This is a genomic window from Methylocystis sp. WRRC1 (genome assembly GCF_020733155.1).
Lineage (GTDB): Bacteria > Pseudomonadota > Alphaproteobacteria > Rhizobiales > Beijerinckiaceae > Methylocystis.
In genome coordinates this window covers 157,561-182,688 of record NZ_JAJFZJ010000001.1, presented here as the reverse complement: position 1 = coordinate 182,688, position 25,128 = coordinate 157,561, and the positions used below count along the sequence as shown (strand labels likewise).

Here is a 25,128-nt window from a genome sequence, read left to right as displayed (position 1 = left end):
GGCGGCAAGCGCGGAAAGGCGACGAATCCGGCTTGTTTCTCGCCAATCCCCCATGCGGCGTCACGGTGAGCCGCCAGAATGCGGATCCGAGGCTCGCCTCAAACGGCCTTGTGAACAATCTCTCCGCCGACGACCGTCATGTTCACCACCCCTTGCAGCAGCGCGCCGTCGAAGGGCGTGTTGCGGCAGCGTGAGTGAAGTTTGGCGGGATCGACGACGAAGGGCGCGTCGGGGTCGAAGCGGATGAGATCTGCGGGCGCCCCTTTCTGCAGGCGCCCTTGTTCCAGCCCGAGGATTTCCGCAGGGCGCGACGACATTGCCGCCAGCAGGCGCGGCAGCGTCACATCTCCGGAATGCACCAGCCGCATGCCGGCGGCGAGCATTGTCTCAACGCCTATAGCGCCATATTCGGCCTCGGCGAATGGCAGGCGCTTCGTCTCGACGTCCTGCGGATCATGGTCCGAGACGATGACGTCGACGAGGCCCTCGGCGAGCGCGGCGACCAGCGCCTTGCGTTCTTCCTCGTGACGCAGCGGCGGGCGCAGTTTCAGGAAGCTGCGATAATCGCCGATGTCGTTCTCGTTGAGCGTGAGATGATTGATAGACGTTCCGCAGGTGACGCTCAGCCCCGCGTCCTTCGCTGCGCGAAGCGCGTCGAGCGACAGCGTGGTCGTGACGATCGCGGAGTGATAGCGCGCGCCGGTGAGCGCGGCGAGCCGCAGGTCGCGGTCGAGCATGATGGCTTCAGCCTCGCGCGGCACGCCCGAAAGACCAAGCCGAAGAGCGAAATCGCCCTCGTTCATCACGCCGCCGGCAAGATCGGCGTCTTGCGCGAAATGCACGACCAGCGCATCGAAGTCGCGGGCGTAGGCCATCGCGCGACGCATGACTAGCGCGTTCTTCACCGAGCGCGCGCCATCGTAAAAGGCGACCGCGCCCGCCTGCTGCAGCAGGCCGAGTTCCGCGATTTCCTTGCCCTCACGCGCCTTGGTGAGCGCCGCCATGGGAAGCACCCGCACGCGGCCCGTGTCGCGAGCGCGGCGCAGCACGAAATCCACGACTGCGGGGTCGTCCACGGCGGGATCGGTGGCGGAGGTGGCGACGAGCGTCGTCACGCCGCCGGCCGCCGCAGCCATTGTGGCGCTGGCGATGGTTTCGCGGTGCTCCGCCCCCGGCTCGCCGACAAAGGCCTGCATGTCGATGAGGCCCGGCGCGATCACCTCGCCCCCGCAGTCGACGACGCGGGCGCCGTCGGGCGCGGCGTCGCGGGTGAGATGCGGGCCGAGATCGGCAATCCGCCCATCCCGGGCAAGAAGGCCGCCGCGAGTCTCGGCCCCCGAGGCGGGGTCGATCAGGCGGGCGTTGACGAAGAGGAGCGGCGCGGACCGGCGATGAAGCGACATGGCGCCTGCTTAGGGCATTTTCGGCGGGTTGGGAATGTGGAGCCGTCGTCGCGGCGGGAGCGACAGCGCTACTTCCTGACGCTTCCCTTGAACGCCGTCGCCGCCTCCTTCGCCTCGTCGAGCTTCGCGAATCTCACCACCACCTGCGAGCCGTCCTCCGGCGGCGACGCCAGCCGTGCGCGGAAGGCGATCTTCTCGCCCGCCTCGAGGCGTGACTTCGGCGCCGGGGAGGTCCATGCGTATCGGTCGAGGCCGTTATCGCCCCGGACAGCCAGCGTCACCGGCGGCACGCGATTCTGCTCGCGGCGGATGTTGACGATCTCGCCCTCGATGGTCAGCACGCGGCGCATGCCGTCCATCACGATGCGCGAATGCACGTCGCGAAGCTCCAGCCCGGCGAGATTGACCGGCAACCCGACGGCGCGATAGGCGGCCGCCGTCTGCGGCAGGAGGCGGACGATGCGTTCGCGCATGCCGATCAGCGCCGTGGCGCCAATCGCCACGGCGATGATCGAGGCGAAAACCGGCCAGCGGTCGTGCTTGGTCGCCGCCGGTTCCGGTTTCGCCCATCGGGGCTGGCGCCCCCACATTTCTTCGTAAGTTGGCGCTCGAAGAAATTCGCTCGACGCTTCGGCCGCGATCTCGCGAGCTGGGAGGACCGAATCGAAATCTCTGTCGAAGCCAAGTCTCATGCGACGCGCCCGCTCCCCGGAAGTCTCTGAAAAAACGCGCAGACAAGAAATCATTAACCCCAATTATGGTTAAGAAGTGGTGAACTGCTATTCTCCGCAACTCTGGCGTTCGCCAGATCGTCCTTCACCCCCGGCCGCCGCTCGCCGCGCGGCGCCAACATCCGGAGCGAGCCCACGATGTTGAGCTTCGAGAATGTCGGTCTGCGCTATGGCGTCGGCCCGGAGACCCTTCGCGACGTGAATTTCCAGATCGCGCCGCGCTCGTTCCAGTTTCTCACCGGGCCTTCCGGCGCCGGCAAGACGACGCTGATGCGCCTCATCATCATGGCGTTGAAGCCCACGCGGGGACTGATCAACATCTTCGGCCGCGACGCCGCGACTCTCGACAAGGACGAGATCACGGAGACGCGGCGGCAGATCGGCATCGTTTTCCAGGATTTCCGCCTGCTCGACCACCTTTCGCTTTATGAAAATGTCGCGCTTCCGCTGCGCGTGCTCGGCCGCGAGGAGTCGAGTTACCGCTCGGAAGTGACGGAGCTGCTGCGCTGGGTCGGTCTCGGCGAGCGCAAGCACAGCTTGCCGAATGTGCTCTCCGGCGGAGAAAAGCAACGCGCCGCCATCGCGCGCGCGCTCATCTCGCGGCCAAAACTGCTACTGGCCGACGAGCCCACGGGCAACGTCGATCCGACGCTGGCGCGCCGCATCCTGCGACTATTCGTAGAGCTGCACAAATCCGGCACCGCTGTCGTCATCGCCACCCATGATCTGAGCCTGATGGACCAATATGACGACGCGCGGCGCCTCGTGCTGGCCGACGGCCGCCTGCATGTGTTCGAGTAAGCGCGATGGCCCTGCTCATCAGAAAGCGAGTCCTCACACGCGCGACCGCGTCGACGAACGCCGAGGACGACGTGCCTAACCTGCCGACGCCGCTGGTGCCGGCTGACTCGGTGGCGGGGCGCTCGCTTGTCATCGTCATCGCCATCATGACCTTCCTCGCCGCGCTTGCCGCTGGCGCCGCCCTGCTCGTCGCCGACGCCAGCGCGGAATGGCGAAGGGAGGCAGGCAGCGAGGCGAGCGTGCAGGTGCGTCCGACGCCGGGCCGGGACATCGAGGCCGATCTCAAGAGCGCCGCCGAAATCCTGCAGAAAACCCCCGGCGTGCGCGAGGCGCAGGTTTACACCAAGGCCGAGTCCGAGGCGCTGCTCACGCCATGGCTCGGGAAAGGTCTTGATCTCACGGAGTTGCCGACGCCGCGCATGATTGTGGTCAAGCTCGATCCCAAGAGCCGTCCGGACCTTGAAAGCCTGCGCACCGAGCTGAGCTTCGCCGTTCCGAGCGCTGTGCTGGACGACCATCATATTTTCGTCGAACGACTCGGCGAAATGTCCCGCGCCGCCGTCGCGGTCGCGGTGATGATCTTCATCCTCATCCTCGTGACGATGGGAATTGCAGTAGCCTCCGCCACCCGCGCTGCGGTTGCGACGAACCGCGAGATCGTCGAGGTTTTGCACATCGTCGGCGCCGCGGACAATTTCATCGCGCAGGAATTCCAGCGCCGGTTTCTGGCGCTGGGCCTCAAGGGCGCATTGATCGGCGGCGGCGCCGCCATCGCCTTCTTCGCGCTCGCGCAGATGGCGGCGCGCAACTGGCGCGCAACCGCGAGCGCCGATCAAATGCAGGCGATGTTCGGCGATTTCGCGCTTGGGGCCGGCGGCTTCGCCGTCATCCTCATCCTCGCCGGCGCCATTGCGGTGCTCACCGGCTATCTGTCTCAGGTAACCGTGTTTCGCCATTTGCGGCGACTCGGCTGATCACATATTCGCGGAGACCGTGCCATTCGCCGCATTATGACTCTATATGTTCAATCGAATCGGGCCTCGACGCGCGATCGTCTGAAAAACATGGGCTGGAGGAGCGACAAGTTGACGGGGATCGCGCCCGAGAAGCCTGCGGCCGGCGTGGGACGCGCGATCGTCCGCGGAACGCTTTGGCTCCTCGCCGCTACATTGGCCGCTTTCGTCGCCGGCTATGTCGCCTTTGCGCTTTCGCTGGCCCGCCAGGAGCCGATTCTCAAGGTCGAGGCGGAGGCCGTCGTGGCGCTCACCGGCGGATCGGACCGCGTGCTTGACGCCGCGGATTTCCTCGCCCGCGGGCAGGCGAAGCGAATGCTCATCACCGGCGTCAACCGCGCCACCCGCAGCTCCGTCCTCGCCAGAATCCTGCCGGTGTCGCGCGATCTCTTCAATTGCTGCGTCGACCTCGGCTATCAGGCGATGGACACGGCCGGCAACGCCCGCGAGACGCGGGAATGGGCGCAGTCGCGCAACATCACGCGCTCGCTCATTGTCGTGACCTCGAACTATCACATGCCCCGCGCGCTGGTGGAGCTCTCCGCGGCGCTGCCGGACATCAAACTTTACCCATTCCCCGTGGTCAGCGAGCATGTCGACGTCGCCGACTGGGCGACCGACCTCGGCGTCGCGCGGCTCGTCGGCAGCGAATACGTCAAATTTCTCGGCGCGCTTCTGCGAACGAGGGTCAGCCTCCGCGAGGACGACTTGGCGACCGCCCCCCTCAGAAGCAGCGCCTCGCCCGATTAACTCCGCCTTGTTTTATTGGCCGCCGGCGGCGTAAAACGCGCATGCCAACAGCCAAGCGAAAACCGACATGCTCTTCCTGCGCTCGCTCGTCTTCCAGATCGTGTTCTTTGCCAACACCATCGCCCTGATGCTCATCTGGCTGCCGGGCCTCTTCATGCGCCGGCAGGTGTCGCAGGAGCTCGGCCGAACATGGGGCCGCACTTCGCTGTGGCTGCTCGACAAGATTTGCGGCACGAAGATCGAGTGGCGGGGGCTGGAGAACATTACTTCAGGCGCGGTGATCGTGGCCTGCAAGCATCAGTCGACCTGGGACACTTTCGTTCTTCCGATCAAGTTTCCCGATTTCAGCTACATCTTGAAGCATGAGCTCATCTGGCTGCCATTCTTCGGCTGGTATCTCCTTGCCGCCGAGCAGGTTGCAATCGACCGGGCCAAAGGCGGCAAGCTGCTGCCCCAGCTGATCGAGAAATCGAAGAAGATTTTCGCGCAGGGACGTCAGCTCTTCATCTTTCCGGAAGGAACGCGCCGTCCGGTCGGCGCCCCGCCGCAATATAAGGTCGGGATCGCACACCTCTATGACGCGACGAACGTCCCGGTCCTGCCTGTCGCGCTTAATGCCGGCCTGTTCTGGCCGCGCCGCTCGTTCCTGATCTATCCGGGAACGGCGGTGATCGAATTCCTGCCCGTCATCCCGCCGGGCCTGCCGCCGCGCGAATTCTTCCGGCTTTTGCAAAACGAGATCGAGACGGCGTCCAACCGCCTCATCGATGAAGCGGTCACGAAGGACCCGACAGTGGCGGCGAGACTTGAGCGCAATCGTGCGAAGGCGGCGGAGAAGGCATAGAGCGCATTCGCCGAATTTGCTCTCGCGTCATATCTTGTCACGCGTTCGAACGGAAAACTGCCTGCTCTTGTCCTTGGCGCGCTCTATGCGCCCATCGCGCCTGTCAGGGCGGGCCGCGGCTCGAGAAGCGGATATTCCGCTTCGACGATGTAAGGCCCCCCTCCGACCGAATCCCGCGAGGAATAGAGCACGAAGCGCTCTGCCGTGAATTTGATCGGCGGGAAATAGCCGCGCGCGCCGAGATAGGCGGCGACGGCCGCCGAGCTCGTGTAGCGCAGACGCGCCAGCGTGACATGCGGGACGAACTTGCGCGGCTCCGGCGGCGCGCCGAGCCGGCGAAGCAGCCGTTCCTGCTCGGCCTGCATCTCCAGCAGCGCCTGATCGGCGCGCGCGCGCGCAACGATGGCGCGCGGCTTGTCGCCGCCGAAGGAATCGAGCTGGTCGAGCGTAACCGTCACTTCGGGCCGCTGGATGAAAGAGAGCGCATTGGCGACGTCCCGCGCGAAAGCGTCATCGACATCGCCGAGGAAGCGCAGGGTGATGTGATAGTTTTCGACGTCGATCCAGCGCGCCCCGGAAAGGCCGCCGCGCAGCCGCGAGAGGCTCTCCGCGACGTGGGGAGGAACTTCGAGGGCCGTGAACAGTCTGGGCATGAGCTCCTCCCCTGTCCGTTACGAATCGCGCGCTATTTCGGGCTCGCCAATCTCGTGGCGCCCATGGATGTCAGAACCTTCTCGATCTGGGGCGTGATCTTCGAGACGATCCTGGCGACGCCGGCCGCATTCGGATGAACGCCGTCGACGAGCAGCGCGGGATGGCCCCAGACGCCTTCGAGGAAGAAGGGAATCATCGTAACCCCATGCTTCTTCGCCAGATCGGGATAAATCGAATCGAAATCCTGTTTGTAAGCTTGCCCCCAATTGGCGCTCGACACCATGGCGGCGAGCATCACAGTCACACCTTTCGACCGCAACATCGAGATGATCTGGTCCAGATTGGCGCGTGACTTTTTGGGGTCGACGCCGGTCAGCATGTCATTGGCGCCCAGCTCCACGATGGCCATGTCCACCGGCCCCGCCGAGAGCGTGTAATCGAGCCGCGCGAGGCCCCCGGCCGTAGTGTCGCCGGAGACGCCCGCATTGATCATCTCGATGTCGAAGCCGTCGGCGACGAGCCGTCGCTTGAGCTGGGCCGGCAGCGAATCTTCCGCCGTGACGCCCGCGCCGGCCGTGAGGCTGTCGCCGAAGGCGAGGATTCGCAATTGCCCGGCCTGCGCGCTCGCGCTCACGACCATGAGCGTGGCCGCCGCCAGAATTTGGAGCCCGCGCCGGAACAGGCGATAAGATTGATAAAATCCAGGCGTCTTTGAAGGCGCATTGTTCAAGGACAAACCTCCGTGCAACCCGTTATCGAACTCGCCGACGTCGACCTCACGCTGGGCGAAGGCGCCGCTCGAGTCCATGTACTAAAAGGCGTGAGCCTGACCATAGCCCCAGGAGAGACCGTCAGTCTCCTCGGCCCCTCCGGCTCGGGCAAATCGACCCTGCTCATGACCCTCGCCGGTCTGGAGCGCCCCGACGCCGGCGCCGTCAGGATCGACGGGCGCGACCTCGGCGCCATGTCGGAGGACGCGCTGGCGCGTTTCCGTGGCCAGAACATAGGCGTGGTGTTCCAGTCTTTCCAGTTGATCCCCACCATGACGGCGCTGGAAAATGTCGCGGTCCCGCTCGAACTCGCGGGAAAAGCAGACGCTTTCGCCCGCGCCGAGGCGGAGCTGGCGGCGGTGGGTCTCGGCGGGCGCCTTTCGCATTACCCCGCCCAGCTCTCGGGCGGCGAGCAGCAGCGCGTGGCTCTGGCCCGCGCACTGGCGCCGGACCCGCTGATCCTCGCCGCAGACGAGCCCACCGGCAATCTCGATTCCGAGACGGGCGCGGCGGTCATCGACCTGATCTTCGCCCAGCAGAAGCGGCGCGGGGCGACGCTGGTGCTGGTGACGCACGATCCGAGCCTCGCCGCCCGCTGCGGCCGCCGCGTGCGGCTGCGCTCCGGGCGCATTGAAACGGATGATGCCTGATGCGCGCCTCTGGTTTCCGCTCCCTGCCCTTCGGCCTGCGCTTCGCCCTGCGCGACCTTCTGGGCGACCCGCGCGGCTTCGGGATCTTCATCGCCTGCATCGTGATCGGGGTTGGGGCGATTTCGGGCGTCTCGGGCCTCTCGCGCTCGCTGGCGCAGGGGCTCGCCCGCGAGGGCCGCACGATCCTCGGCGGCGACGTCTCCTTCAGCCTCGTGGCGCGGGAGCCTTCTCCCGAGCAGCGCGCCTATTTCGCGGCGCGCGGACGTCTTTCCGAAATCTCTCTCATGCGCGCCATGGCGCGGCGCGACGACGGCGAAGCGGCGATGGTCGAGATCAAGGCCATAGACCCAGCGAGCTACCCCGCCTTCGGGGCGGTCGAGACGGAGCCTGCTCTCCCGCTCGCCGAAGCGCTGGCGGAACGCGATGGCGTCGCCGGGATAATCGTCGATCCGATGCTTCTCGCGCGCCTCGACGCCAGGCTCGGCGACACGCTGATGATCGGCAATTCGCGCGTGCAGCTGCGCGCTAAGCTCGTGAGCGAACCCGACAAGCTCGCGGGCGGCGTCGGCCTCGGGCCACGCGTGCTGATGTCGAGACGCGCGCTCGTCGACGCCGGGCTGGTCACGGCCGGTTCGGTTGTCCGCAATGTCACGCGCGTGACCCTGATCGGTAACGCAAGCGACGAGGCGGTCAAGGCTTTCAGGACGGAAGTCGAGACCGCCTTTCCTCAGGCGGGCTGGGAGACGCGGACGCGCGACGCCGTCTCTCCGCAATTCACCCGCAATCTCGAACGCTTCACGCAATTGTTGACGCTCGTTGCGTTGACGGCGCTGGTTGCGGGCGGCGCCGGCGTAGCCAACGCCGTGCATGGTTTCGTGGAGCGCAAGCGGACCCAATTCGCCGTCCTGAAGGCGCTGGGCGCGACGGGTTCGCGCGTCTTCGCCATCGCGCTGGCGCAAGTGCTGGCGGCGGCCTCCTTCGCGATCGTGCTTGGCCTCGCAGTCGGCGCGTTGATCCCCTGGGCGGCGTCGGAGGGATTGCGGCAGGTCGCGGAGCTCCCGGTGTCCGCTGCGCTCGACGCGCGCGGCGCGGCGTTCGGCGCGCTTTACGGGCTGCTGGTGACGCTGATCTTCTCGCTCGTCCCGTTGGGCCGCGCACATGAAATTCCCGTCGCGGCGCTTTTGCGCGACGACCCGCGCGGCGCGAAGCTCACGCGTTACCGCGTGGGCGCCTGGGCCGCCGGCGTCGCCCTGACCGCGCTGGTGATTCTTTCCGCCTCGGACCTCAAGCTCGGCGTCTTCTATCTCGGCGCGGCGATCATCGCCTTCGGCCTGCTGCGCGGCGCGACGTGGCTTACGATGCGGATCGCCCGCGCCCTGCCCCGCCCGCGCGATGCCAGGTTGCGGCTCGCGCTCGCCAATATTTGGCGGCCGAAAAGTCTCACGCCCGCTCTGATCGTCTCCATCGGGCTTACACAAACGCTGCTCATCGCGCTCGCTTTGGTCGAGGGCGCGATCCACAATGAACTCGCCCGCGCGGACGCGGGCGAAATTCCGAATTTCTTCTTCATAGACGCGCCCAAGGCGCAGGCGGCGGAATTCCGCGCCTTCCTCGCCGAACAGGCGCCGGCGGCGCATATCGCGCATGTGCCGATGATGCGCGGCCGCATCGTCGCGGTGAAGGGCGTCCCCGTCGAAAAACTCGCCGTGAACGACGAGGCGAAATGGGCGCTGGAAGGCGACCGCGGTGTGACCTTCTCGGCGATGCTTCCGGAAAATTCCCAGATCGTCGCCGGCGAATGGTGGCCGACCGACTACGCCGGACCGCCGCTCGTATCGCTCGAGGCGAAGATCGCAGAAGGGATGGGCCTCGGAATTGGCGACGACATAAAGGTGAATGTCCTCGGCCGCGAAACAATCGCGAAAGTCGCAAGCCTGCGCAAGGTGGACTGGCGCAGCTATGGAATCAATTTCGTGATGGTGTTCTCGCCCAACGTCTTCGCCGGCGCGCCCTACACCGAGCTGTTCACCATCGCCTATGGCGCGCCGTCCATCGCGGCGCGCGACGCCATGGACGCGAAAATTGCCCGCGAGACGGCGAAGCGCTTTCCGATGATCGTCTCGGTCAGGGTCAAGGAGGCGATCGCCGCCATCGACAAGATTGCCGGACAGCTGGCGCTCGCCGCCCGCGCGGCGGCGGGGCTCGCCATCGTGACGGCGATTCTCGCGCTCTCCAGCGCGGTCGCAAGCGGCCAGCGCGCCCGCCTGCACGACGCAGTGGTGCTGAAGACGCTGGGCGCGACGCGCGGCTGGCTCGCCGCGGCCTATGGGCTGGAGTTCGGACTTGTCGGAATCGTCGCCTCGTTCATCGCGCTCGCCGCCGGCGCCGCAGCGGCCTATGTGATGACAACCTTCCTGATGAAATTCGACTTCGTCTTCCTGCCGGGAACGATCGCGCTGACGACGGCTGCGACGCTGGCGGTCACGATCGGGCTTGGTTTGGCGGGCACATGGCGCGTTCTCTCGCGGCGCCCGGGCCCGGAATTGCGCGAATTGTGATGCTCGAGCATCGGCAAGACGAAATTTGAAATCCGGAACCGCCGCGCAGGCAAGAAGGTCATCCGCGCCCTTGCCCTTCGCCTCGCTCCGGCATAAAAGCTGATGCGCGCCGCCGGCCGAAGGGTCGTCCCGGCGCTTTTTGGCTTTCCCGCGCTTCATTGCGGGGGCGCCTCGAAACCCGGAAAATGACGTCCGTGCCCGACAAAAGCGTGTTCTCCTGGCAGAATATCGGGATTTCGATCCTCGGCGGAATCGCGGCGGCCGCGATTTTCGCAGTGGTCGCGCGCGGCGGATTTGGCGGACTGCTCTTCGCGCATCTCGCGCCGCTGCCCCTGATGATCGTCGCGCTCGGCTTCGGCGTGCGCCACGGCTTCTCCGCCGCGATCGTCGCGACGGTGATCCTGTCCATCTGGCTGCATCCCGTCATCGGCATGGCCTATGCGCTCCTGGTCGCCGGCCCCGGCTGGTTCGCCGCCTATGTCGCCTCGGGCGCCCCGCGCGGCCGCCGCGATCTGGTCACCGCGCATGTTTCGAGCTGGGCCTCGCTTGCCCCCGCCACCGTCCTTGCGACCGCCATTTTGCTCTGGATCATCGTCGCGACTATCAGCTTCGGCTCCATCGACGAGGCGCTGAACCCTATCCGCGCGCGCGCCTTCATCCTCCTCGACGCGATGGTCAGGGAGAAGGAGCTCTCCGACAAGATCAATCCCACGGAGCTTTCAGGGTCAGTCGCCCGCGCCGTGCCGGCCTTCCTCGCAGCCTATGGCCTGCTCATTCACATCGCGAATCTCTGGATCGCCGCCCGGCTGGCGCAGGCGTCCAGCCTCCTGACCCGCCCCTGGCCGGACATCGCGACGGATTTTCACCTGCCCCGCGCGGTGGGCGGCGTCTTTCTGAGCGGCCTCGTGATGACGCTGTTCAGCGGTCCGTCCGGCGCAATGGGGCTCGTGCTCGCCATGACCATGGGCCTGCTGCTGGCGCTTCAGGGTCTTGCCGTCGTCCATATTATGGTTCGCGGCTCCAGGTCGAGCGCGCTGGTGCTCTCGATCATCTACTTCATGCTCGGCCTGCTCGGATGGCCGATCGTGCCGCTGGCGGCGCTCGGGGCCGCCGACCTCTTTTTCAACTATCGCGACCGGAAAACGGCCGCTGCGCCGGCTCAGCCGCAAAAACCGGCGGAAAAATCGGATTGACTTCGTCCCGATTTTCCTGACAAAGCGCACAACCTTCGGAGACAAGAACATGGAAGTCATTCTGCTGGAACGCGTGGCCAAGCTTGGCCAGATGGGCGACACGGTGCGCGTGCGCGACGGCTACGCCCGCAATTTCCTTCTCGCCCGGGGCAAGGCTCTACGCGCCACCGAAGGCAACAAGAAGCAATTCGAGACGCAGCGCGCCCAGATCGAGGCCCGCAATCTCGAAGCCAAGAAGGAGGCTGAAGCCGTCGCCGAGAAGCTCGACGGCCAGAGCTTCATCATCATCCGCCAGGCCGGCGAGAGCGGCCATCTCTATGGCTCGGTCGCCACGCGCGACATCGCCGACGCCGCGACGGCTGGCGGCTTCTCGCTGAACCGCAATCAGATCGTTCTGACGCATCCAATCAAGGCGCTTGGCCTGCATGCGGTTCCGGTGCATCTGCATCCGGAAGTCGACGTCAAGATCATGATCAACGTCGCGCGTTCGGAAGAAGAGGCCGAGCGTCAGGCGCGCGGCGAGTCGGTCACGACCCGTGAAGAGACCTCGATGGACGATCTCGGCCTCGAAGTCGGCGCCGCCCTGGCCGAAGCCGGCGACGTCGAGCTGTAAGAGCTTTAGAAATCCTCGACAATTCTGGCCCGGCGGTCGTGCGACCGCCGGGTTTTCTTTTTTGGCTCGCGCGCTTCGATTCGGCGTACGATGCAAGAGCGATTCGTCATAGGCGCCGAGATTCTTTTCCCGCCATGTGGAAAAGACTCGCAAGTCGGAGCAAGGGAACGAAGCGTTAAGTCAAGTCTGGCGCGGAGGGTCGGACTCATGCGATGGTTGACCCATTCCGGACGGCTTCCGCGTCGCGTCTGAAAGCCGAGGAAGAACAACTCGCTAGAATCGAGAACCATGCCTCCAATCGAACAATTGGCGGGTCGGCGCGCTTTTCAGGTCGCGCAGCCCGAGACGCCCGCCTATCGCACGCCGCCCCACAATATCGAGGCGGAACAGGCGCTGCTTGGCGCCATCCTCGTCAACAATGACGCCTTCGACCGAGTGTCGGATTTCCTGCGGCCCGAGCATTTCTCCGAGGAGCTGCATCGTCGCATCTTCGAGGTCGCGGGGCAGCTCATCCGCGCCGGCAAGCTCGCGACCGTCGTCACGCTGAAAACCTTCCTCGCGGAAATCGAACTGCCGGCCGGCGTGACGATTCAGGCCTATCTAGCGCGACTCGCCGCCGAGGCGACGACGATCATCAACGCCGAAGACTATGGCCGCATCGTCCACGATCTCGCGACGCGGCGCGACCTGATCGCCATCGGCGAGGACATCGTCAACACGGCATATGATTCGCCGATCGACGCCACCCCGCGCGCGCAGATCGAGGAGGCCGAGCGCAAGCTCTATTCGATCGCCGAGACCGGCCGTTACGACGGCGGCTTTCAGCGCTTTTCGGATGCGCTCGTCATCGCCATCGACATGGCCAACAGCGCCTATATGCGCGACGGCCATCTTTCCGGCATTGCGACGGGGCTGATCGATCTCGACGAGAAGATGGGCGGGTTACAAAAATCCGATCTCATCATCGTCGCGGGCCGTCCCGGCATGGGCAAAACGGCGCTCGCAACCAACATCGCCTTCAACATCGCCAAGGCCTATCAATACGAGACCGAGCCCGACGGTTCGCACAAGACGATCAACGGCGGCATTGTCGGCTTTTTCTCGCTCGAAATGTCCGCCGAGCAATTGGCGACCCGCGTGATCGCCGAACAATCCGGCGTGCCGAGCTACAAGATCCGCCGCGGCGACATCAATGAGGACGATTTCCGCCGCATCACCGACGCCGCGCGCGAGATGCAGAGCATTCCCTTCTACATCGACCAGAGCGGCGGCATTTCCATCGCGCAGCTCACCGCGAGAGCGCGGCGCCTGAAACGCCAGAAGGGACTCGACCTGCTGGTGGTGGATTACCTCCAGCTTCTCGCCGGATCGAAGTCGCGCGACGCCAATCGCGTGCAGGAGCTCACCGAAATCACGACGGGCCTGAAAGCTTTGGCGAAAGAGCTGAATGTCCCGGTGATCGCGCTGTCCCAGCTTTCGCGTCAGGTGGAGGCGCGCGACGACAAGCGCCCGCAGCTCTCGGACCTTCGCGAATCCGGCTCGATCGAGCAGGACGCCGACGTAGTGCTCTTCGTCTATCGCGAGGAATACTACCTGCGTAACCGCGAACCGCGCGAGGGCACGGAAGAGCACATCAACTGGATGGCCGAGATGGAGCGCGCCCATGGCCGGGCCGAGGCCATCATCGGCAAGCAGCGCCACGGCCCCACGGGCACGGTGCCGCTGGCCTTCGAGGCCGAGGTGACGCGATTCTCCAATCTCGCGGACGAGGACAAGCTGCCGGCGCGGATGGGGGATTGACGACGCTCGATCCTGAGACGCAATGGCCGGGCTTGTCCCGGCCATCGACTCGATCGGGGCGCCAACCCCGCAGAACGTAAATTTGCGATTTAGCTTTTCGGCTTGCGCCTTGCATCCCGGCGAAGACTGGCGGCGAGGGCGGTTTCAATTTGGCGCGCGGATGCGGGCTCCTCGCGCCTCATGTCGCAAGCGACTCAAATCACTCCGGATTCCACACGCCCATCTGCTTGTCGAACTTGTAGCCGACAGCCTTTTTCAAAATGTCCTTCGTCGTGTTGATGGTCAGCCACGACTTGTTGTTCTTCGCCGTGAAAGTTATGGCCGTCACCGGCACGGCGACATGTTTCGCCCCCACGCCGAGGAAGCCGCCGACATTCAGCATCACGGCGTTGATCGAACCATTCGCGTCGAACAGCATGTCGGTGATCGCGCCGACCTTCTTTTCCGACGGGTCATAGACCGGCTTGCCATACCAGGCCGACACGACCGAGCCGTAGCTCGGCAATTTATCCAGCGGCACGACGAGGACGTCGATCGACTGTACCTCGGCCCGGACAGGCTGCGCGGTCGCGACGGAAAACGCGAGCATTGCGGCGACGAGAGAAGCCTTGAACATACAATCCTCCTCAAATTACGCCGCGATGCGCGCGCGTCGGGGCTTACCTAGGCAACACTGCCCAGTAATCGAGGTCAAGCAGCACGGCCGGGTCCGGCTTGCCGTCGGCGCCGTTCAGCGGGAAATCGGCGCAGGGCTTGTCCTTGGTCGCGACGAGACGCATGCGCAGCGCGCCGATGTCGCTGCGGCCGGGTATTTCCGCCTTGTCCAGCACCTCGCTCCAGGCGAAGACGGTGCCGCCGGCGAACAGCGGATTGACGTGCCGGCCGCCATTCACCGCCGAGATGTGGAAGACGTTCTCGAGGCCATTGAAGGAGAGAGCGCGCGCCAGGGAAATCACATGGCCGCCGTAGATAATGCGCTTTCCGAAACGTCCCTGCGCCTCGTAATACTGGTTGAAGTGGACCTTTGAGTTGTTCTGGTAGAGGCGCGTGGCGAGCTGATGCTCGGCTTCCTCCACCGTCATGCCGTCGATGTGGTCGATCTTCTCACCCTTCTCGTAATCGCCCCAGAAGAACGGCGAGCCGGCGAGCGCCTTGTCGTAAGCCGCGACATTGATCGCCGGCACGGCCTTGCCGAGCTCGGACGGCGAAACGGCCTTGGGCAGATCGGGGATCACTTCGGGGCCGACGGGCGCGTTCTTGTCGCGCTTCTTCACCATCACCCAGCGGGCGTAAGAGAGCACGGTCTCGCCGCGCTGATTCTTGCCAGTCGTGCGCACATAGACGACGCCGGTCTCCTTGTTGGAGTTCTCCTTGAGGCCAATGACCTCCGAGGTCGCGTCGAGCGTGTCGCCCGGATAGACAGGCGTGAGAAATTTGAAATCCGCGTAGCCGAGATTGGCGATGGCGTTGAGCGACACGTCCGGCACGGTCTTGCCGAGCACGAGGTGAAACACCAGCATGTCGTCGATGGGCGCATCCTGATAGCCGATCGCCTGCGCGAAAGCCTTGGAGGACTGCACGGCGAAACGCGGCAGATAAAGCGCAGTGTAAAAGGCGACTTCGCCCGTCGTCACGGTACGCGGCGCAGCGTGGCGCAGCACCTGACCGATTTTGAAATCCTCGAAGAAATTGCCGACGTTGATCTTGGACTTGCTCATCTCTCAGCCACTTGTTGGCGCCAGCTTCGCCAGCGCGTCGAGGTAGGTCGCGGAATCGCCCGCAATGAAAATCTTCTTCACGCGGCTCGTCTCGCCGGAGCGAATCGACACCGCGTTTTTTGGCGCGCGTAGCGCCTTCGCGATCAGTTCGATCAGCGCCGCATTGGCGCGACCGTCTTCGGGCGCGGCCCGCACCCGCGCCTTCAGCACGGCGCGGCCGTCCGAGAGCGTCTCGACGCCCTCGATGGCGTCCCGGCCGCCCTTGGGAGTCAGCCGCAGCCAGACCGCGACGCCCCCGGTCTCGGGCGACCAGGGCGCCGGCTTATCTGAGGACAAGTCCGCCGCCGGCGCCGCTCACCAGATCGGCAAGGAACTGCAGACCAAGCAGCAGGATGATCGGAGAAATGTCGAGCCCCCCGAGGCTCGGCAGCACCGAGCGAATCGGCCGCAGAAGAGGCTCCGTCAGCGCGTTGAGCGCCTTCCAGATCGAATAGGCCGCCTGCGAGCGCATGTTCACCACATCGAATGCGATGAGCCAGGACATGACGGCCATGGCGATCACGACCCACCAGTAGAGGTTGATGATCGTGACGAGAAGATTGACCACTGCGTAAGACATCTTGGAGGCCCGGCGAATATGGAAGACGGCGGATTGTCTAGCCTCCCTGCCCCGGCGCGGCAATCCTTTCTAAAAAGATGCGCGCCGAACGCGATCAAAAAATGCGTGAGGCGATTGACAGGAAAAGACGCGCCGTGTACGCACCGCCCTCGGAACGGGGCTGTAGCTCAGATGGGAGAGCGCTGCAATCGCACTGCAGAGGTCGGGGGTTCGAATCCCCCCAGCTCCACCAAAGAAATCAAAAACTTGGTGAGAGAGTTCCAATCGCGGCGGCGCCGCGAGGAGACTGTCGGCGCGCGCTGATCGCCGCAACGCCCGGCGCGTTGCGCACTGCGGGCCGATCCAGCGTCTCCGTCCGGATCAGCTCGCTCTCCGACAGTCTCGAACGGACCGCGCCCCTGCGCCGACAGGGTCGACCTCAGGGATTAGCCGAAGACATCATTGCCTCTCGAGACGAATGTTGTAGACGGCCACGACGGCGTCGCCGGTCGTGTCGGTCAGGGTGACGACATTCCCGTTCGCGGATGACGCATAGTGATAACGCCGCCCGATATTGGTCGTGATGGCGCCCGTGCAGGAAGCGGGGTTGAAAACATTCGCGAACGCCGTGAACGAATAGGTCGCGCTGAAGACGCCGGCCCCGACCGCCTCTCCGACCTGATACATCAGGCCATCGCCGGCGGTCGATATTGAAACGCTCGTTTCGAAAGCGACCCAGTCGATGACTGTTCGATTAGTTCTATTGACATGCTGACCCGCCGCCGAGCCTGTGTATTTCCCCGCGGGTTTGACGCACAACGCATGGGCGGAGCTGGCCGCAAGCAAGAGAGCGCTCAAAGAGACAAGAAATTTACGCATGTAATCCTCCCGACTTCCCAATTCCGAGGGCCAAAACCGGGGCGGCTCGCTTCGGATCGCCCGCATTGCCGCCGCGCGGAGGCTTTCGACGTCAACAAAACTATCCTGAGAATCCCCCGCCTCCGCTCGCGCGGCCGCACCGGATGTGACGCCGCAGATGACGTCAAACGCCGCACCCCGCGGATGTATATAATTGTGCTTCGTTCTCGATAAGCCAAGCGACAACCGGTCACATGCGACACATTGCATGGAAAACATATGCGGAAATCACCGGAGCCGGTTCGCAATCGCTCACGCGAATCGCATCGCGATTTCCGGCGGCAGCTTCACTTTTCGCCGCATCATTTGCGCCGCGCTGTTCGCGGCCTGCGCGCGCCGATAGTTCCCGCGTCGTCGCCCGGCCGACAAAGGCTGACGCGCAACATCGAAGCGCGTGCATCGCCTGTTTATGAAATAATGAACGGCGGCTTCGGTGACAATCACGTTCGACAGCCCGCCGGTTGCGGGATCGCGCAAGCATTGCCGCGCCGCTCCGGGAAATATACTCTTCATCCTGCAAGACGGGACGAGGCGCCCGCCGCCGTCCAAAACGGACCGTTCAAGCAACGAAAATGCGAAAGGCGTCCAGAACCAGGGAGAAGCGATGTATTGGGCTTCGGATTGGATATGGGGAATACCGCTTCTCGTCGTCACGATCGTCGGGCACGTTTGCGGTCTCGTCCTGATGGAATGGGCGCTGATCTTCCAGGAGCGGCGACGGAAGACCCCTCGAACAATCCCTTATTTCATCATCATGGTCGCGATGATCGCGCTTGTCGCTGCGGGCATGCATTCAATCGAGGCCGGCGTCTGGGCGCTTGTATACACCTGGCTGGGCGCGGCGGCGGATCTGCAAACCGCGCTGCTCTATTCCCTGGGCGCGATAACGAGCTACGGTCACGCCAACATAGGCCTGAGAGACAATTGGCGACTCCTCGGCGCGATCGAGGCGATGAACGGCCTGATCCTATTCGGTCTGACGACGGCGTTTCTTTTCGGAGCAATCGCCGAAATCCGACCCGTGCGCCGGAGTTGACAAGACGCGGCTGTGACATGCCTACGCACGTCAATCTGGTTTAATAAGCGCCTCCAGATCCGGTAGACAGTCTGAATATGAAATAGCAAATTTGCCCGGGCGGCAGAGCGCCGTCTGAGACGCCCCGATCCAGAGGATGTTTCGTTCATGAACGATTTCTATGGCGTATTCATCATCTCCTGCATCGCCGTTCTTGCGCCGCTCCTCGTTCGGCTTCCCGCGCTCGCGCTAATGCCCGTGGTGGCGCTCGAACTGATGCTCGGCGTCCTCGTGGGCCCCAGCGTCATCGGGCTTGTTACGAGTGATGAGACAATAAAGTTTCTTGGCGAACTGGGTCTCGTCTTCCTGTTCTTTCAGGCCGGTTTCGAGTTCAAGCAGAATGAAATCGGTCTGGCGCCGCTTCGCCTCGGCGCGCTTGCCTGGCTTGCCTCGTTCGGTCTCGCCATTGTTTTCGTCGGGGCGCTCTATTTCGCTGGCCTCGTCCGCGCGCCTCTGCTCGTCGCGCTCGTCCTGCCGACGACGGCCTTTGGCATTCTCATTCCGGTCCTTCGGCAATCAGGCGATCTCGACAGTGATTTCGGACATTATGTTCTTGGCTCGGCCGCTATGGGCGAACTTGCTCCGCTCATTCTGGCCTCGATCGCGCTGGCGCAGGAAAAACACCACATCCATCAAACGATCCTGAGCATCCTGTTTCTTGCGATCGCGGTTGGAACGATTTTTTTCCTGACGACCATGCGGTCCGAGCGCTTGTCCGAAAAAATCGTGAACTGGCTCGGCGACAGCGAGATTCTTCCCGTTCGCGCTTCGCTGCTCATACTTCTAGGCTTCGTCGCGTTGGCCAACAGTTTCGGCGTCGAGACCGTCGTCGGAGCCTATACGGCTGGAATGGCGGTGGCCATGCTGGTTCGCGGCACAAAGGCGGAAGTGCTGGAGGATCGATTGACCATGATTGGCTCCGGCTTTTTCATCCCGCTATTTTTCGTAGCCAGCGGCGTGGCCTTCGATCTGCCCGCCCTCGTGACGAGCCCCGCGAGCCTTGCGCGTTTCGCGCTATTTTCACTCGTTCTTCTCGTCATTCGCCTCGCGCCGCTGAATTTGTACAAAAAGGCGCTTGCAGAACGCGATCTGCCAGCGCTGGCGCTGTTATCGTCGACCACGCTCCCGCTCGTCGTCGCCATCACCTATCTCGGCGTGAGGTCGGGCCAGATGGCGCCTGAAAATGCAACGGCGCTCGTCGGCGCCGCCATTGTCACGGTGACAGTTTACCCGGCCCTGGCCTTCTGGCTTCGGACAAATCCGGAGCGAGCGCATCCGGACGGCGCCATTTTCGCTGTATCGCGCAGCGTCGCGGACTGGTTTTCAGCGATGGCCTCCCGCTTCCTCACCTTGATGCCCGAGAGCCTGAATTTGAAAAAGTGATCCTTCAGCCGTCGCGCCGACTCGGCTAGACAAGAAATCTGCAAACTGCTGTCTCCGTCGCCCGTCATATGCGAACAAACCCAAACCACGAGTCGGCGCCCATTGAAAACGAAGGCGGCCTGCTCGTTCTCGCGCTGCTCTCCCTTGTCGCAGGGGCGGCGGCGGGACTCGTCGGCGCCGCATTCCGACTCGCTCTCGAGTGGGCCGAGCGGTTGCGCGATGCGCTGATCATCGTCGCGCATCGGGACAATGCGTACGGGTTCATCTTCTTCGTGACGCTTTGCGGCGTGGCGACCTTCCTCGCGGCCTGGATGGTGCGGCGTTTTTCCTTGCACGCATCGGGCAGCGGCATTCCGCATGTCGAAGCCGTGCTGCATGGACTTGTCCCGCCGGCGCCCTTTCGTCTGCTCGCCGTGAAATTCCTTGGCGGCGCACTGGCGATCGGCGCCGGTCTGGCGCTTGGCCGGGAGGGGCCGAGCGTGCAGATGGGAGCGGTCATCGGTCATTGGTTCGGGTGGGCGTGGCGCCGGAGCTGGCCCGATTGTCGCGTGCTTATCGCCGCCGGCGCCGGGGCGGGTCTCGCTACGGCCTTCAATGCGCCGATCGCGGGAGCGGCTTTCGTGCTCGAGGAGCTGGTTCAGAAGTTCGAGCATCGCATCGCCATCGCCGCGCTCGCGTCCTCCGCAACGGCGATCGCCGTAGCGCGGATGATCCTCGGCGATACGCCGGATTTCGACGTCGGCGCGCTCCATTATCCCTCCGCAGCGCAGCAGCCGCTGTTCTTCATCCTTGGCGGCGTAGCCGGACTCTTCGCGATCGTTTACAATCGCGCATTGCTTGCAACGATTGCTGCGGCCGAAGGGCTGAAGTTCGCGCCGGTCGAGTTGCGCGCGGGCGTGATCGGCGCGGGGGTCGGGGCGCTGGCTTGGTTTGCGCCCGCGATGGTCGGCGGGGGCGACGGAATCACGCAGCGCGCGCTGATGGGCGCCGAGATTTTTTCAGCGGCGCCAATGATTTTGCTGCTCAGATTCGCGCTCGGCCATGTCTCCTATTCGGCCGGCGCGCCCGGCGGATTGTTTGCGCCGCTGCTGGCGCTCGGCGCGCTGTTCGGCTGGTTCTTCGGCGCGATTTGCCAATATCTCTTCCCGGGAGCCGACATTCAGCCGCAGGCTTTCGCTCTCGTCGGCATGACGGCGCTTTTCACCGGCGTCGTGCGCGCGCCTTTGACAGGCATCGTCCTCGTCACCGAGATGACCGCCAATACGATCATGCTCCTGCCGATGCTGGGCGCCTGTTTCGCCGCCATGCTTGCGCCGACGCTTCTGCGCGATGCGCCCATATATGAATCGCTTCGCACAGGCACGCTGCGCCGCGAGCGAGCCTTGCAGCAAAACACGAAAACATAAAAAAGCGTTGCGCGCTTCACCAAGAGATTATCAACGCCCAAGCTCAGCGTGCTGCGCCTTGGGCGCCGCCCCCTCGATTACAACTCGATTTGTCACGCCAAGAGGCGTGATTTAGGCTCCTCGTCGCAAGCGTGAGCGGCGTGACGAAGGAGAGTTCGGAATGATCAAACCATCATGCCGTTGTCATTGCGACATGGATAGACGCCGCGTAACGAGCGGTCTTCTTCTCTCGGCATTCGCCGCAACTTCGACCGGCGCCTGGGCGCGCGCGACGCAGACACCCGTACGGGCAGATGACGAGCGCTACATGCGCATTGCCCTCGACGAGGCCGCGCGCGGAGATTTTCCATTCGGCGCCGTGATCGAGAAAGGCGGGCGCGTGCTCGCGACCGGTCACAATAGCGGCAAATCGACAAATGACCCGACGGCCCATGGCGAGATGGTCGCGATCCGCAACTTCATCAAGAGCCATCCGTCGGCCGAGCTCAATGGCGCGACGATCTACACCACCGGCGAACCCTGTCCCATGTGCATGGGCGCGATCATCTGGTGCGGCTTCAGGCGCGTGGTTTTCGCGGCGTCCATTCAGGAGCTTTCGACTCGCCTCGGACAGATCATGGTGACGAGCGAAACCGTGGCCGCTGCAGCGCCATTCGCGAATATCGACATAACCGGCGGCGTTTTCGCGAAGGAAGCGCTGGCGCTGTTTCCGCCGCCAGTCCCCGAATAGCCGCGAAGATTCGTTGGGTCCGACGCGAAACGCGCGACGATCCATTGCCGCCACAATCGTCCGATCGAAAGGCGATCTGAACGTCCTACCCTTTTCGAGAGCTTGCTTCGTCCGGGTCCGAAAAATAGGCAGGCTGCTTGAATAGCGAGATTCAGATCGTTAAAGTGAACAGACTGTAAATTGTATTTAATCCTGATTTTTCAGGAGATTGAGATCACCCGGCTCGGAACGGGGCTGTAGCTCAGATGGGAGAGCGCTGCAATCGCACTGCAGAGGTCGGGGGTTCGAATCCCCCCAGCTCCACCAGTCGCCCCAGCCTTTTTACAAACATCTTTATGAGCGAAAGCTTTATGCAACCGGATCAAAGTCAGCTTGCCGTTTGTTCTGTCCGATAATTAATTTCTCCCGCGTGACTTTATCCGGTAATGCGTTCAACAGGGAGCCCGCCTGAGTCGATGCGCGGGCTTCTTCTTTTGGAGGAAGGCATAGAATGGCCCGAAGTGGAATTTCGACTCTTGTCACGGCCGTGGTCGCAGGGGCGATCGGCTATGGACTAGGCGTCTATACGGCGCCGACCGAAGGGGTCGCTGGCCTCCGGGCGGCGATCGAGTCGCGGATCGACTCTCTCAAGGAGAAGATGAACCGGAAGCCTGAAGCGCCTGCCGAGGCTCCGGCGACGGAAGCGCCCGCGACGCCGGCTCCCGCCGAGGCGGAAGCGCCGAAGACCGAGGCAGAGCCAACCATGCCGGAGACGCCGCCGGCTGAAACGAGCGCCGCGCCGACAGAGACCCCGCCAGCCGAGGCGCCGAAGGCTGAAGAGCCCCCGCCGCCGCCCGCTCCCGCCGCCGAAGAGCCTCCTCCGCCGCCGGCCCCGGCGCCAGAAGCTGCTCCGCCGGCCGCAGAGCCCGCGCCGGCCGCCGAGGAGCCCAAGCCGGCGCCCGCTAAGCCGAAGCCCAAGCCGAAGCCCAAGCCGAAGGCTAAGCCGAAAGCCAAGCCGGCCGAGCCCACCGGCATTCCGGTTGAAGAACCGGCCCAATAATCGAGACGATAGCGGCGACCCTCAGCGAGGGTCGCCGTTGGCGTTAAATCAACACTCTCCGCTATTTGCCGACCATGCCCGCGCTGGTTGCGCACTGAAAAATTCCTGCGCGACGTTGCATCTCGTTACAAAATCTTAATTGCAAAGATCGAGCTTACTCGCAACGGTTGAGCATGAATCATATGCTCAACCAATCAGGCAGGGTGAGCCGCATATATGTTTTTCTCCAGATTAGCCTCTCGATCCAACGCCAGGGCCGACCTCGACGCGATCAGCCGATCGCTGGGGATCATTGAATTCGACCCGAACGGCGTCGTCCTTTTCGCGAACGAAAATTTCTGCAAGACGCTCGGCTACGAACTCTCGGAGATTCAAGACAAGCATCACAGCATGTTTATCCCGCGGGATCGCGCAAATAGCCCGGAATATCGCGCCTTCTGGACCAAACTCGGCCGCGGGCAATTCGACGCCGGCGAGTATCACCGCAAAGGAAAAGGCGGGCGCGACGTCTGGATTCAGGCCTCGTACAATCCTGTCGTCAATTCGAGAGGCGATGTCGTCAAGATCGTTAAGGTCGCGGCGGACATCACGTCTGAAAAGCTCAAGGCCGCGGAAAATCAGGGTATCCTGCAAGCAATTTCGCGCGCGCAGGGCGTCATCGAATTCTCTGTCGACGGAATCATTCTTACCGCCAACGAGAATTTCCTGCGCACGCTCGGATATGAACTCCACGAGATTCAGGGCAAGCACCATCGCATGTTCGTCGAGCCGGCCTATGGTCAATCGGCCGAATATCGGGAACTCTGGGCGCGGCTAAACCGCGGTGAGTATATTGCGGAAGAATTCAGGCGATGCGGCAAGGGCGGCAGGGAGGTCTGGATTCAGGCCTCGTACAATCCAATCTTCGATTTCAACAATAATGTGATCAAGATCGTCAAATTCGCGACGGACGTGACCGATCGCGTGCGGGCGGTAAGCGAGATCGGCGGCGGTCTCGAACGGCTTGCAAAGGGCGATCTCACGCAAAGAATCGAGCGCCCGTTCGTCCCGGCGTTCGACAAGCTGCGCATCGACTTCAATCATTCCGTCGAAGAAATGCAGGAGACATTGCGGCGCGTCGGCGAGAGCGGCGAGACGATCAACGTGGGCGCGGCGGAAATCCGCGCCGCGGCCGACGATCTCGCGACGCGCAGCGAACAGCAGGCGGCCGCGCTCGAGGAGACGGCCGCGACCGTGGCGGAGATCACGGCCACGGTCAGGGATTCAGCCAGGAGCGCGCAGAGCGCCGGCGCCCTCGTCGGCAAGACAAAAGCCAACGCCGAGAGGTCGGGCGACATCGTGCGGGAGGCCGTCGCGGCGATGGGACAGATAAAGAATTCGTCCGATCAGATTTCGAACATCATCGGAATCATCGACGAGATCGCCTTCCAGACCAATCTTCTCGCGTTGAACGCAGGCGTCGAGGCCGCGCGCGCGGGCGAAGCAGGACGCGGCTTCGCGGTCGTCGCCTCGGAAGTGCGCGCGCTCGCTCAGCGCTCCGCCGATGCGGCGAAGGAAATCAAGGGCCTCATCAACCAATCGAGCGATCAGGTCGAAGCCGGCGTGGCGCTGGTCGGCGACACCGGCAAGGCGCTGACCGCAATCGTCGCCGAGATGCAGGAGCTCGACAGGAATGTGTCGGCGATCGCGGAGGCCACACATAGGCAGGCGTTGTCGCTGCAGCAGGTCAACACCGCAGTCAGCGCCATCGACCAGAATACGCAGCAAAACGCCGCCATGGTCGAGGAGACGACCGCCGCGAGCCACAGCCTTGGCGATCAGGTCAAGAGACTCTCCGAGCTTTTGAGTCATTTCAGATTCTCGGATCGCCCGGCGCGCGAAGAGTCGGCGGATCGGCCGGACATGGCGGCATAGGGCGACAGCGCGGCCGGAGCGCGCCGATGGACTGCGCGTCGCTTCCGGCGTTCATGTGAAGGATAGACAACGTCGGCGTGACGCGTCTTTCACGAAACTCTCATCACACTCTCACATGACAACGCTACGGATGTCTCCGATGCGGCGATTTGGTCTGCTTCCCGGGGAAATGTCATCTCGAAAGAGACGATGCAGAACGCCGGCGACGTCGCGGCGGAAAAGAAAGAAAGCAACAACGGAAAAATCGTCGGCGGCGCCGTCGCCGCGGTGATCGGCGGCGTCATCGGCGCGCTTCTTATGGGCGGCTACGCCATCTTCCCCACGGCGGTCGTGGTGGGCTTACTTGGCGTGGCGCTCGGCGCGGTCTTCGACTGAGAAGTCGAAGCTTTCAGGTAAAGCTTTCGAGCGCGTATCTGCTCTCTACATCGTTGTCGCCGGCGCGTCTGTCGTCGCCCGGCCAACTGAGGCCTCGTCCTTTCCGACGGGGCCTCTTTTTGCCTTCAGAATCACACCGCTTGACGCAGGGGCGAAAAACAGAACAATAAGGGAACAAGCATTCCGTTCCAC

25 protein-coding genes and 2 tRNA genes are annotated in these 25,128 nt (G+C 63.7%); 18 read left to right on the top strand and 9 right to left on the bottom strand.

Annotation, left to right across the window (positions count from 1 at the left end):
* Window positions 1–98 precede the first annotated feature (98 nt).
* Window positions 99–1,403, bottom strand: a complete 1,305-nt coding sequence (gene pyrC, locus LG047_RS00885; protein WP_227964571.1) for a dihydroorotase — start codon at window positions 1,401–1,403, stop codon at window positions 99–101.
* Between the two features lie 68 nt (window positions 1,404–1,471).
* Window positions 1,472–1,993 (bottom strand): hypothetical protein, encoded by a 522-nt coding sequence (locus LG047_RS00880; RefSeq protein WP_227964568.1) that lies wholly within the window; start codon window positions 1,991–1,993, stop codon window positions 1,472–1,474.
* Window positions 1,994–2,272: 279 nt separating this feature from the next.
* Here LG047_RS00880 and ftsE point away from each other — a divergent pair, with 279 nt between their 5' ends.
* The 4 genes from ftsE (at window position 2,273) to LG047_RS00860 (ending at window position 5,542) form a co-directional block, all read left to right on the top strand.
* Window positions 2,273–2,935 (top strand): cell division ATP-binding protein FtsE, encoded by a 663-nt coding sequence (gene ftsE, locus LG047_RS00875; protein ID WP_036281226.1) that lies wholly within the window; start codon window positions 2,273–2,275, stop codon window positions 2,933–2,935.
* 5 nt (window positions 2,936–2,940) lie between these two features.
* Entirely contained in the window at window positions 2,941–3,909 is a 969-nt protein-coding gene (locus LG047_RS00870; protein ID WP_227964565.1) for an ABC transporter permease, read from the top strand.
* 111 nt (window positions 3,910–4,020) lie between these two features.
* Window positions 4,021–4,698: a YdcF family protein gene (locus tag LG047_RS00865; RefSeq protein WP_227964562.1), complete on the top strand. Its 678-nt coding sequence runs from the start codon at window positions 4,021–4,023 to the stop codon at window positions 4,696–4,698.
* 67 nt (window positions 4,699–4,765) lie between these two features.
* On the top strand, window positions 4,766–5,542 hold the full coding sequence (locus LG047_RS00860; protein WP_227964560.1) for a 1-acyl-sn-glycerol-3-phosphate acyltransferase: 777 nt from the start codon (window positions 4,766–4,768) through the stop codon (window positions 5,540–5,542).
* A gap of 83 nt (window positions 5,543–5,625) precedes the next feature.
* Here the strand turns inward: LG047_RS00860 and thpR are convergent, their stop codons facing one another.
* Both thpR and LG047_RS00850 read right to left on the bottom strand, forming a co-directional pair.
* A complete protein-coding gene (thpR, locus tag LG047_RS00855; protein ID WP_227964557.1) occupies window positions 5,626–6,195 on the bottom strand; it encodes an RNA 2',3'-cyclic phosphodiesterase in 570 nt (189 codons plus the stop codon).
* Between the two features lie 32 nt (window positions 6,196–6,227).
* Window positions 6,228–6,836 (bottom strand): arylesterase, encoded by a 609-nt coding sequence (locus LG047_RS00850; RefSeq protein ID WP_227964555.1) that lies wholly within the window; start codon window positions 6,834–6,836, stop codon window positions 6,228–6,230.
* 102 nt (window positions 6,837–6,938) lie between these two features.
* On the opposite strand from LG047_RS00850, the gene LG047_RS00845 reads away from it, so the two are divergent.
* From LG047_RS00845 to LG047_RS00825, 5 genes are all read left to right on the top strand, one after another.
* Window positions 6,939–7,616, top strand: coding sequence for an ABC transporter ATP-binding protein (locus LG047_RS00845; protein ID WP_227964553.1), 678 nt, complete (start codon window positions 6,939–6,941; stop codon window positions 7,614–7,616).
* Window positions 7,616–10,174 (top strand): ABC transporter permease, encoded by a 2,559-nt coding sequence (locus LG047_RS00840; RefSeq protein ID WP_227964551.1) that lies wholly within the window; start codon window positions 7,616–7,618, stop codon window positions 10,172–10,174. Before LG047_RS00845 ends, LG047_RS00840 begins: the two co-directional genes overlap by 1 nt.
* A gap of 185 nt (window positions 10,175–10,359) precedes the next feature.
* Window positions 10,360–11,367 (top strand): DUF2232 domain-containing protein, encoded by a 1,008-nt coding sequence (locus tag LG047_RS00835; protein WP_227964549.1) that lies wholly within the window; start codon window positions 10,360–10,362, stop codon window positions 11,365–11,367.
* A gap of 49 nt (window positions 11,368–11,416) precedes the next feature.
* On the top strand, window positions 11,417–11,980 hold the full coding sequence (rplI, locus tag LG047_RS00830) for a 50S ribosomal protein L9 (protein WP_227964546.1): 564 nt from the start codon (window positions 11,417–11,419) through the stop codon (window positions 11,978–11,980).
* A 288-nt stretch (window positions 11,981–12,268) separates the two neighbouring features.
* Window positions 12,269–13,780, top strand: coding sequence for a replicative DNA helicase (locus tag LG047_RS00825; protein ID WP_036281216.1), 1,512 nt, complete (start codon window positions 12,269–12,271; stop codon window positions 13,778–13,780).
* A 199-nt stretch (window positions 13,781–13,979) separates the two neighbouring features.
* Here the strand turns inward: LG047_RS00825 and LG047_RS00820 are convergent, their stop codons facing one another.
* From LG047_RS00820 to LG047_RS00805, 4 genes are read right to left on the bottom strand one after another with little or no spacing between them, the layout of a single operon-like run.
* Entirely contained in the window at window positions 13,980–14,396 is a 417-nt protein-coding gene (locus LG047_RS00820) for a PRC-barrel domain-containing protein (RefSeq protein WP_227964544.1), read from the bottom strand.
* Window positions 14,397–14,439: 43 nt separating this feature from the next.
* Window positions 14,440–15,498 (bottom strand): MaoC family dehydratase, encoded by a 1,059-nt coding sequence (locus tag LG047_RS00815; RefSeq protein WP_227964540.1) that lies wholly within the window; start codon window positions 15,496–15,498, stop codon window positions 14,440–14,442.
* A gap of 3 nt (window positions 15,499–15,501) precedes the next feature.
* Window positions 15,502–15,834 carry a DUF167 family protein gene (locus tag LG047_RS00810; RefSeq protein WP_036281208.1) on the bottom strand — a complete coding sequence of 111 codons (333 nt, stop codon included), beginning with the start codon at window positions 15,832–15,834 and terminating at the stop codon, window positions 15,502–15,504.
* On the bottom strand, window positions 15,821–16,117 hold the full coding sequence (locus LG047_RS00805) for a YggT family protein (protein WP_036281205.1): 297 nt from the start codon (window positions 16,115–16,117) through the stop codon (window positions 15,821–15,823). The genes LG047_RS00810 and LG047_RS00805 overlap by 14 nt, the downstream gene beginning before the upstream one ends.
* Window positions 16,118–16,273: 156 nt before the next feature.
* Here LG047_RS00805 and LG047_RS00800 point away from each other — a divergent pair.
* Window positions 16,274–16,349, top strand: a tRNA-Ala gene (locus LG047_RS00800).
* 206 nt (window positions 16,350–16,555) lie between these two features.
* On the opposite strand, the gene LG047_RS00795 is transcribed toward LG047_RS00800, so the two are convergent.
* Window positions 16,556–16,975 carry a hypothetical protein gene (locus tag LG047_RS00795; RefSeq protein ID WP_227964537.1) on the bottom strand — a complete coding sequence of 140 codons (420 nt, stop codon included), beginning with the start codon at window positions 16,973–16,975 and terminating at the stop codon, window positions 16,556–16,558.
* Between the two features lie 643 nt (window positions 16,976–17,618).
* Here LG047_RS00795 and LG047_RS00790 point away from each other — a divergent pair.
* From LG047_RS00790 to LG047_RS00755, 8 genes are all read left to right on the top strand, one after another.
* The gene (locus tag LG047_RS00790; protein WP_051134464.1) at window positions 17,619–18,050 is read left to right on the top strand and encodes a hypothetical protein; all 432 of its coding nucleotides are present in this window, start codon (window positions 17,619–17,621) and stop codon (window positions 18,048–18,050) included.
* 147 nt (window positions 18,051–18,197) lie between these two features.
* Window positions 18,198–19,472 carry a cation:proton antiporter gene (locus tag LG047_RS00785; RefSeq protein WP_227964534.1) on the top strand — a complete coding sequence of 425 codons (1,275 nt, stop codon included), beginning with the start codon at window positions 18,198–18,200 and terminating at the stop codon, window positions 19,470–19,472.
* A gap of 68 nt (window positions 19,473–19,540) precedes the next feature.
* The gene (gene clcA, locus LG047_RS00780) at window positions 19,541–20,878 is read left to right on the top strand and encodes a H(+)/Cl(-) exchange transporter ClcA (protein WP_227964524.1); all 1,338 of its coding nucleotides are present in this window, start codon (window positions 19,541–19,543) and stop codon (window positions 20,876–20,878) included.
* A 160-nt stretch (window positions 20,879–21,038) separates the two neighbouring features.
* Window positions 21,039–21,608: a nucleoside deaminase gene (locus tag LG047_RS00775; protein ID WP_370634956.1), complete on the top strand. Its 570-nt coding sequence runs from the start codon at window positions 21,039–21,041 to the stop codon at window positions 21,606–21,608.
* Window positions 21,609–21,838: 230 nt separating this feature from the next.
* Window positions 21,839–21,914: transfer RNA gene (locus LG047_RS00770), tRNA-Ala, on the top strand.
* A 184-nt stretch (window positions 21,915–22,098) separates the two neighbouring features.
* Entirely contained in the window at window positions 22,099–22,647 is a 549-nt protein-coding gene (locus LG047_RS00765; protein ID WP_227964519.1) for a hypothetical protein, read from the top strand.
* A gap of 216 nt (window positions 22,648–22,863) precedes the next feature.
* Window positions 22,864–24,561, top strand: a complete 1,698-nt coding sequence (locus LG047_RS00760; protein ID WP_227964517.1) for a methyl-accepting chemotaxis protein — start codon at window positions 22,864–22,866, stop codon at window positions 24,559–24,561.
* A gap of 189 nt (window positions 24,562–24,750) precedes the next feature.
* Window positions 24,751–24,936, top strand: coding sequence for a hypothetical protein (locus LG047_RS00755; protein ID WP_227964515.1), 186 nt, complete (start codon window positions 24,751–24,753; stop codon window positions 24,934–24,936).
* The last annotated feature ends 192 nt before the right edge of the window (window positions 24,937–25,128 follow it).

What these genes read in the sequence shown, in the direction of transcription:
- LG047_RS00765 (WP_227964519.1), top strand. Translation starts at nt 22,099, where the DNA reads ATGGCCCGAAGTGGAATTTCGACTCTTGTCACGGCCGTGGTCGCAGGG.
- LG047_RS00820 (WP_227964544.1), bottom strand. Translation starts at nt 14,396, where the DNA reads ATGTTCAAGGCTTCTCTCGTCGCCGCAATGCTCGCGTTTTCCGTCGCG.
- LG047_RS00870 (WP_227964565.1), top strand. Translation starts at nt 2,941, where the DNA reads ATGGCCCTGCTCATCAGAAAGCGAGTCCTCACACGCGCGACCGCGTCG.
- LG047_RS00805 (WP_036281205.1), bottom strand. Translation starts at nt 16,117, where the DNA reads ATGTCTTACGCAGTGGTCAATCTTCTCGTCACGATCATCAACCTCTAC.
- LG047_RS00785 (WP_227964534.1), top strand. Translation starts at nt 18,198, where the DNA reads ATGAACGATTTCTATGGCGTATTCATCATCTCCTGCATCGCCGTTCTT.
- LG047_RS00880 (WP_227964568.1), bottom strand. Translation starts at nt 1,993, where the DNA reads ATGTGGGGGCGCCAGCCCCGATGGGCGAAACCGGAACCGGCGGCGACC.
- LG047_RS00860 (WP_227964560.1), top strand. Translation starts at nt 4,766, where the DNA reads ATGCTCTTCCTGCGCTCGCTCGTCTTCCAGATCGTGTTCTTTGCCAAC.
- LG047_RS00815 (WP_227964540.1), bottom strand. Translation starts at nt 15,498, where the DNA reads ATGAGCAAGTCCAAGATCAACGTCGGCAATTTCTTCGAGGATTTCAAA.
- LG047_RS00795 (WP_227964537.1), bottom strand. Translation starts at nt 16,975, where the DNA reads ATGCGTAAATTTCTTGTCTCTTTGAGCGCTCTCTTGCTTGCGGCCAGC.
- thpR (WP_227964557.1), bottom strand. Translation starts at nt 6,195, where the DNA reads ATGCCCAGACTGTTCACGGCCCTCGAAGTTCCTCCCCACGTCGCGGAG.
- clcA (WP_227964524.1), top strand. Translation starts at nt 19,541, where the DNA reads ATGCGAACAAACCCAAACCACGAGTCGGCGCCCATTGAAAACGAAGGC.
- LG047_RS00755 (WP_227964515.1), top strand. Translation starts at nt 24,751, where the DNA reads ATGCAGAACGCCGGCGACGTCGCGGCGGAAAAGAAAGAAAGCAACAAC.
- LG047_RS00825 (WP_036281216.1), top strand. Translation starts at nt 12,269, where the DNA reads ATGCCTCCAATCGAACAATTGGCGGGTCGGCGCGCTTTTCAGGTCGCG.
- ftsE (WP_036281226.1), top strand. Translation starts at nt 2,273, where the DNA reads ATGTTGAGCTTCGAGAATGTCGGTCTGCGCTATGGCGTCGGCCCGGAG.
- LG047_RS00850 (WP_227964555.1), bottom strand. Translation starts at nt 6,836, where the DNA reads ATGGTCGTGAGCGCGAGCGCGCAGGCCGGGCAATTGCGAATCCTCGCC.
- LG047_RS00760 (WP_227964517.1), top strand. Translation starts at nt 22,864, where the DNA reads ATGTTTTTCTCCAGATTAGCCTCTCGATCCAACGCCAGGGCCGACCTC.
- LG047_RS00775 (WP_370634956.1), top strand. Translation starts at nt 21,039, where the DNA reads ATGATCAAACCATCATGCCGTTGTCATTGCGACATGGATAGACGCCGC.
- LG047_RS00835 (WP_227964549.1), top strand. Translation starts at nt 10,360, where the DNA reads ATGACGTCCGTGCCCGACAAAAGCGTGTTCTCCTGGCAGAATATCGGG.
- pyrC (WP_227964571.1), bottom strand. Translation starts at nt 1,403, where the DNA reads ATGTCGCTTCATCGCCGGTCCGCGCCGCTCCTCTTCGTCAACGCCCGC.
- LG047_RS00840 (WP_227964551.1), top strand. Translation starts at nt 7,616, where the DNA reads ATGCGCGCCTCTGGTTTCCGCTCCCTGCCCTTCGGCCTGCGCTTCGCC.
- LG047_RS00790 (WP_051134464.1), top strand. Translation starts at nt 17,619, where the DNA reads ATGTATTGGGCTTCGGATTGGATATGGGGAATACCGCTTCTCGTCGTC.
- rplI (WP_227964546.1), top strand. Translation starts at nt 11,417, where the DNA reads ATGGAAGTCATTCTGCTGGAACGCGTGGCCAAGCTTGGCCAGATGGGC.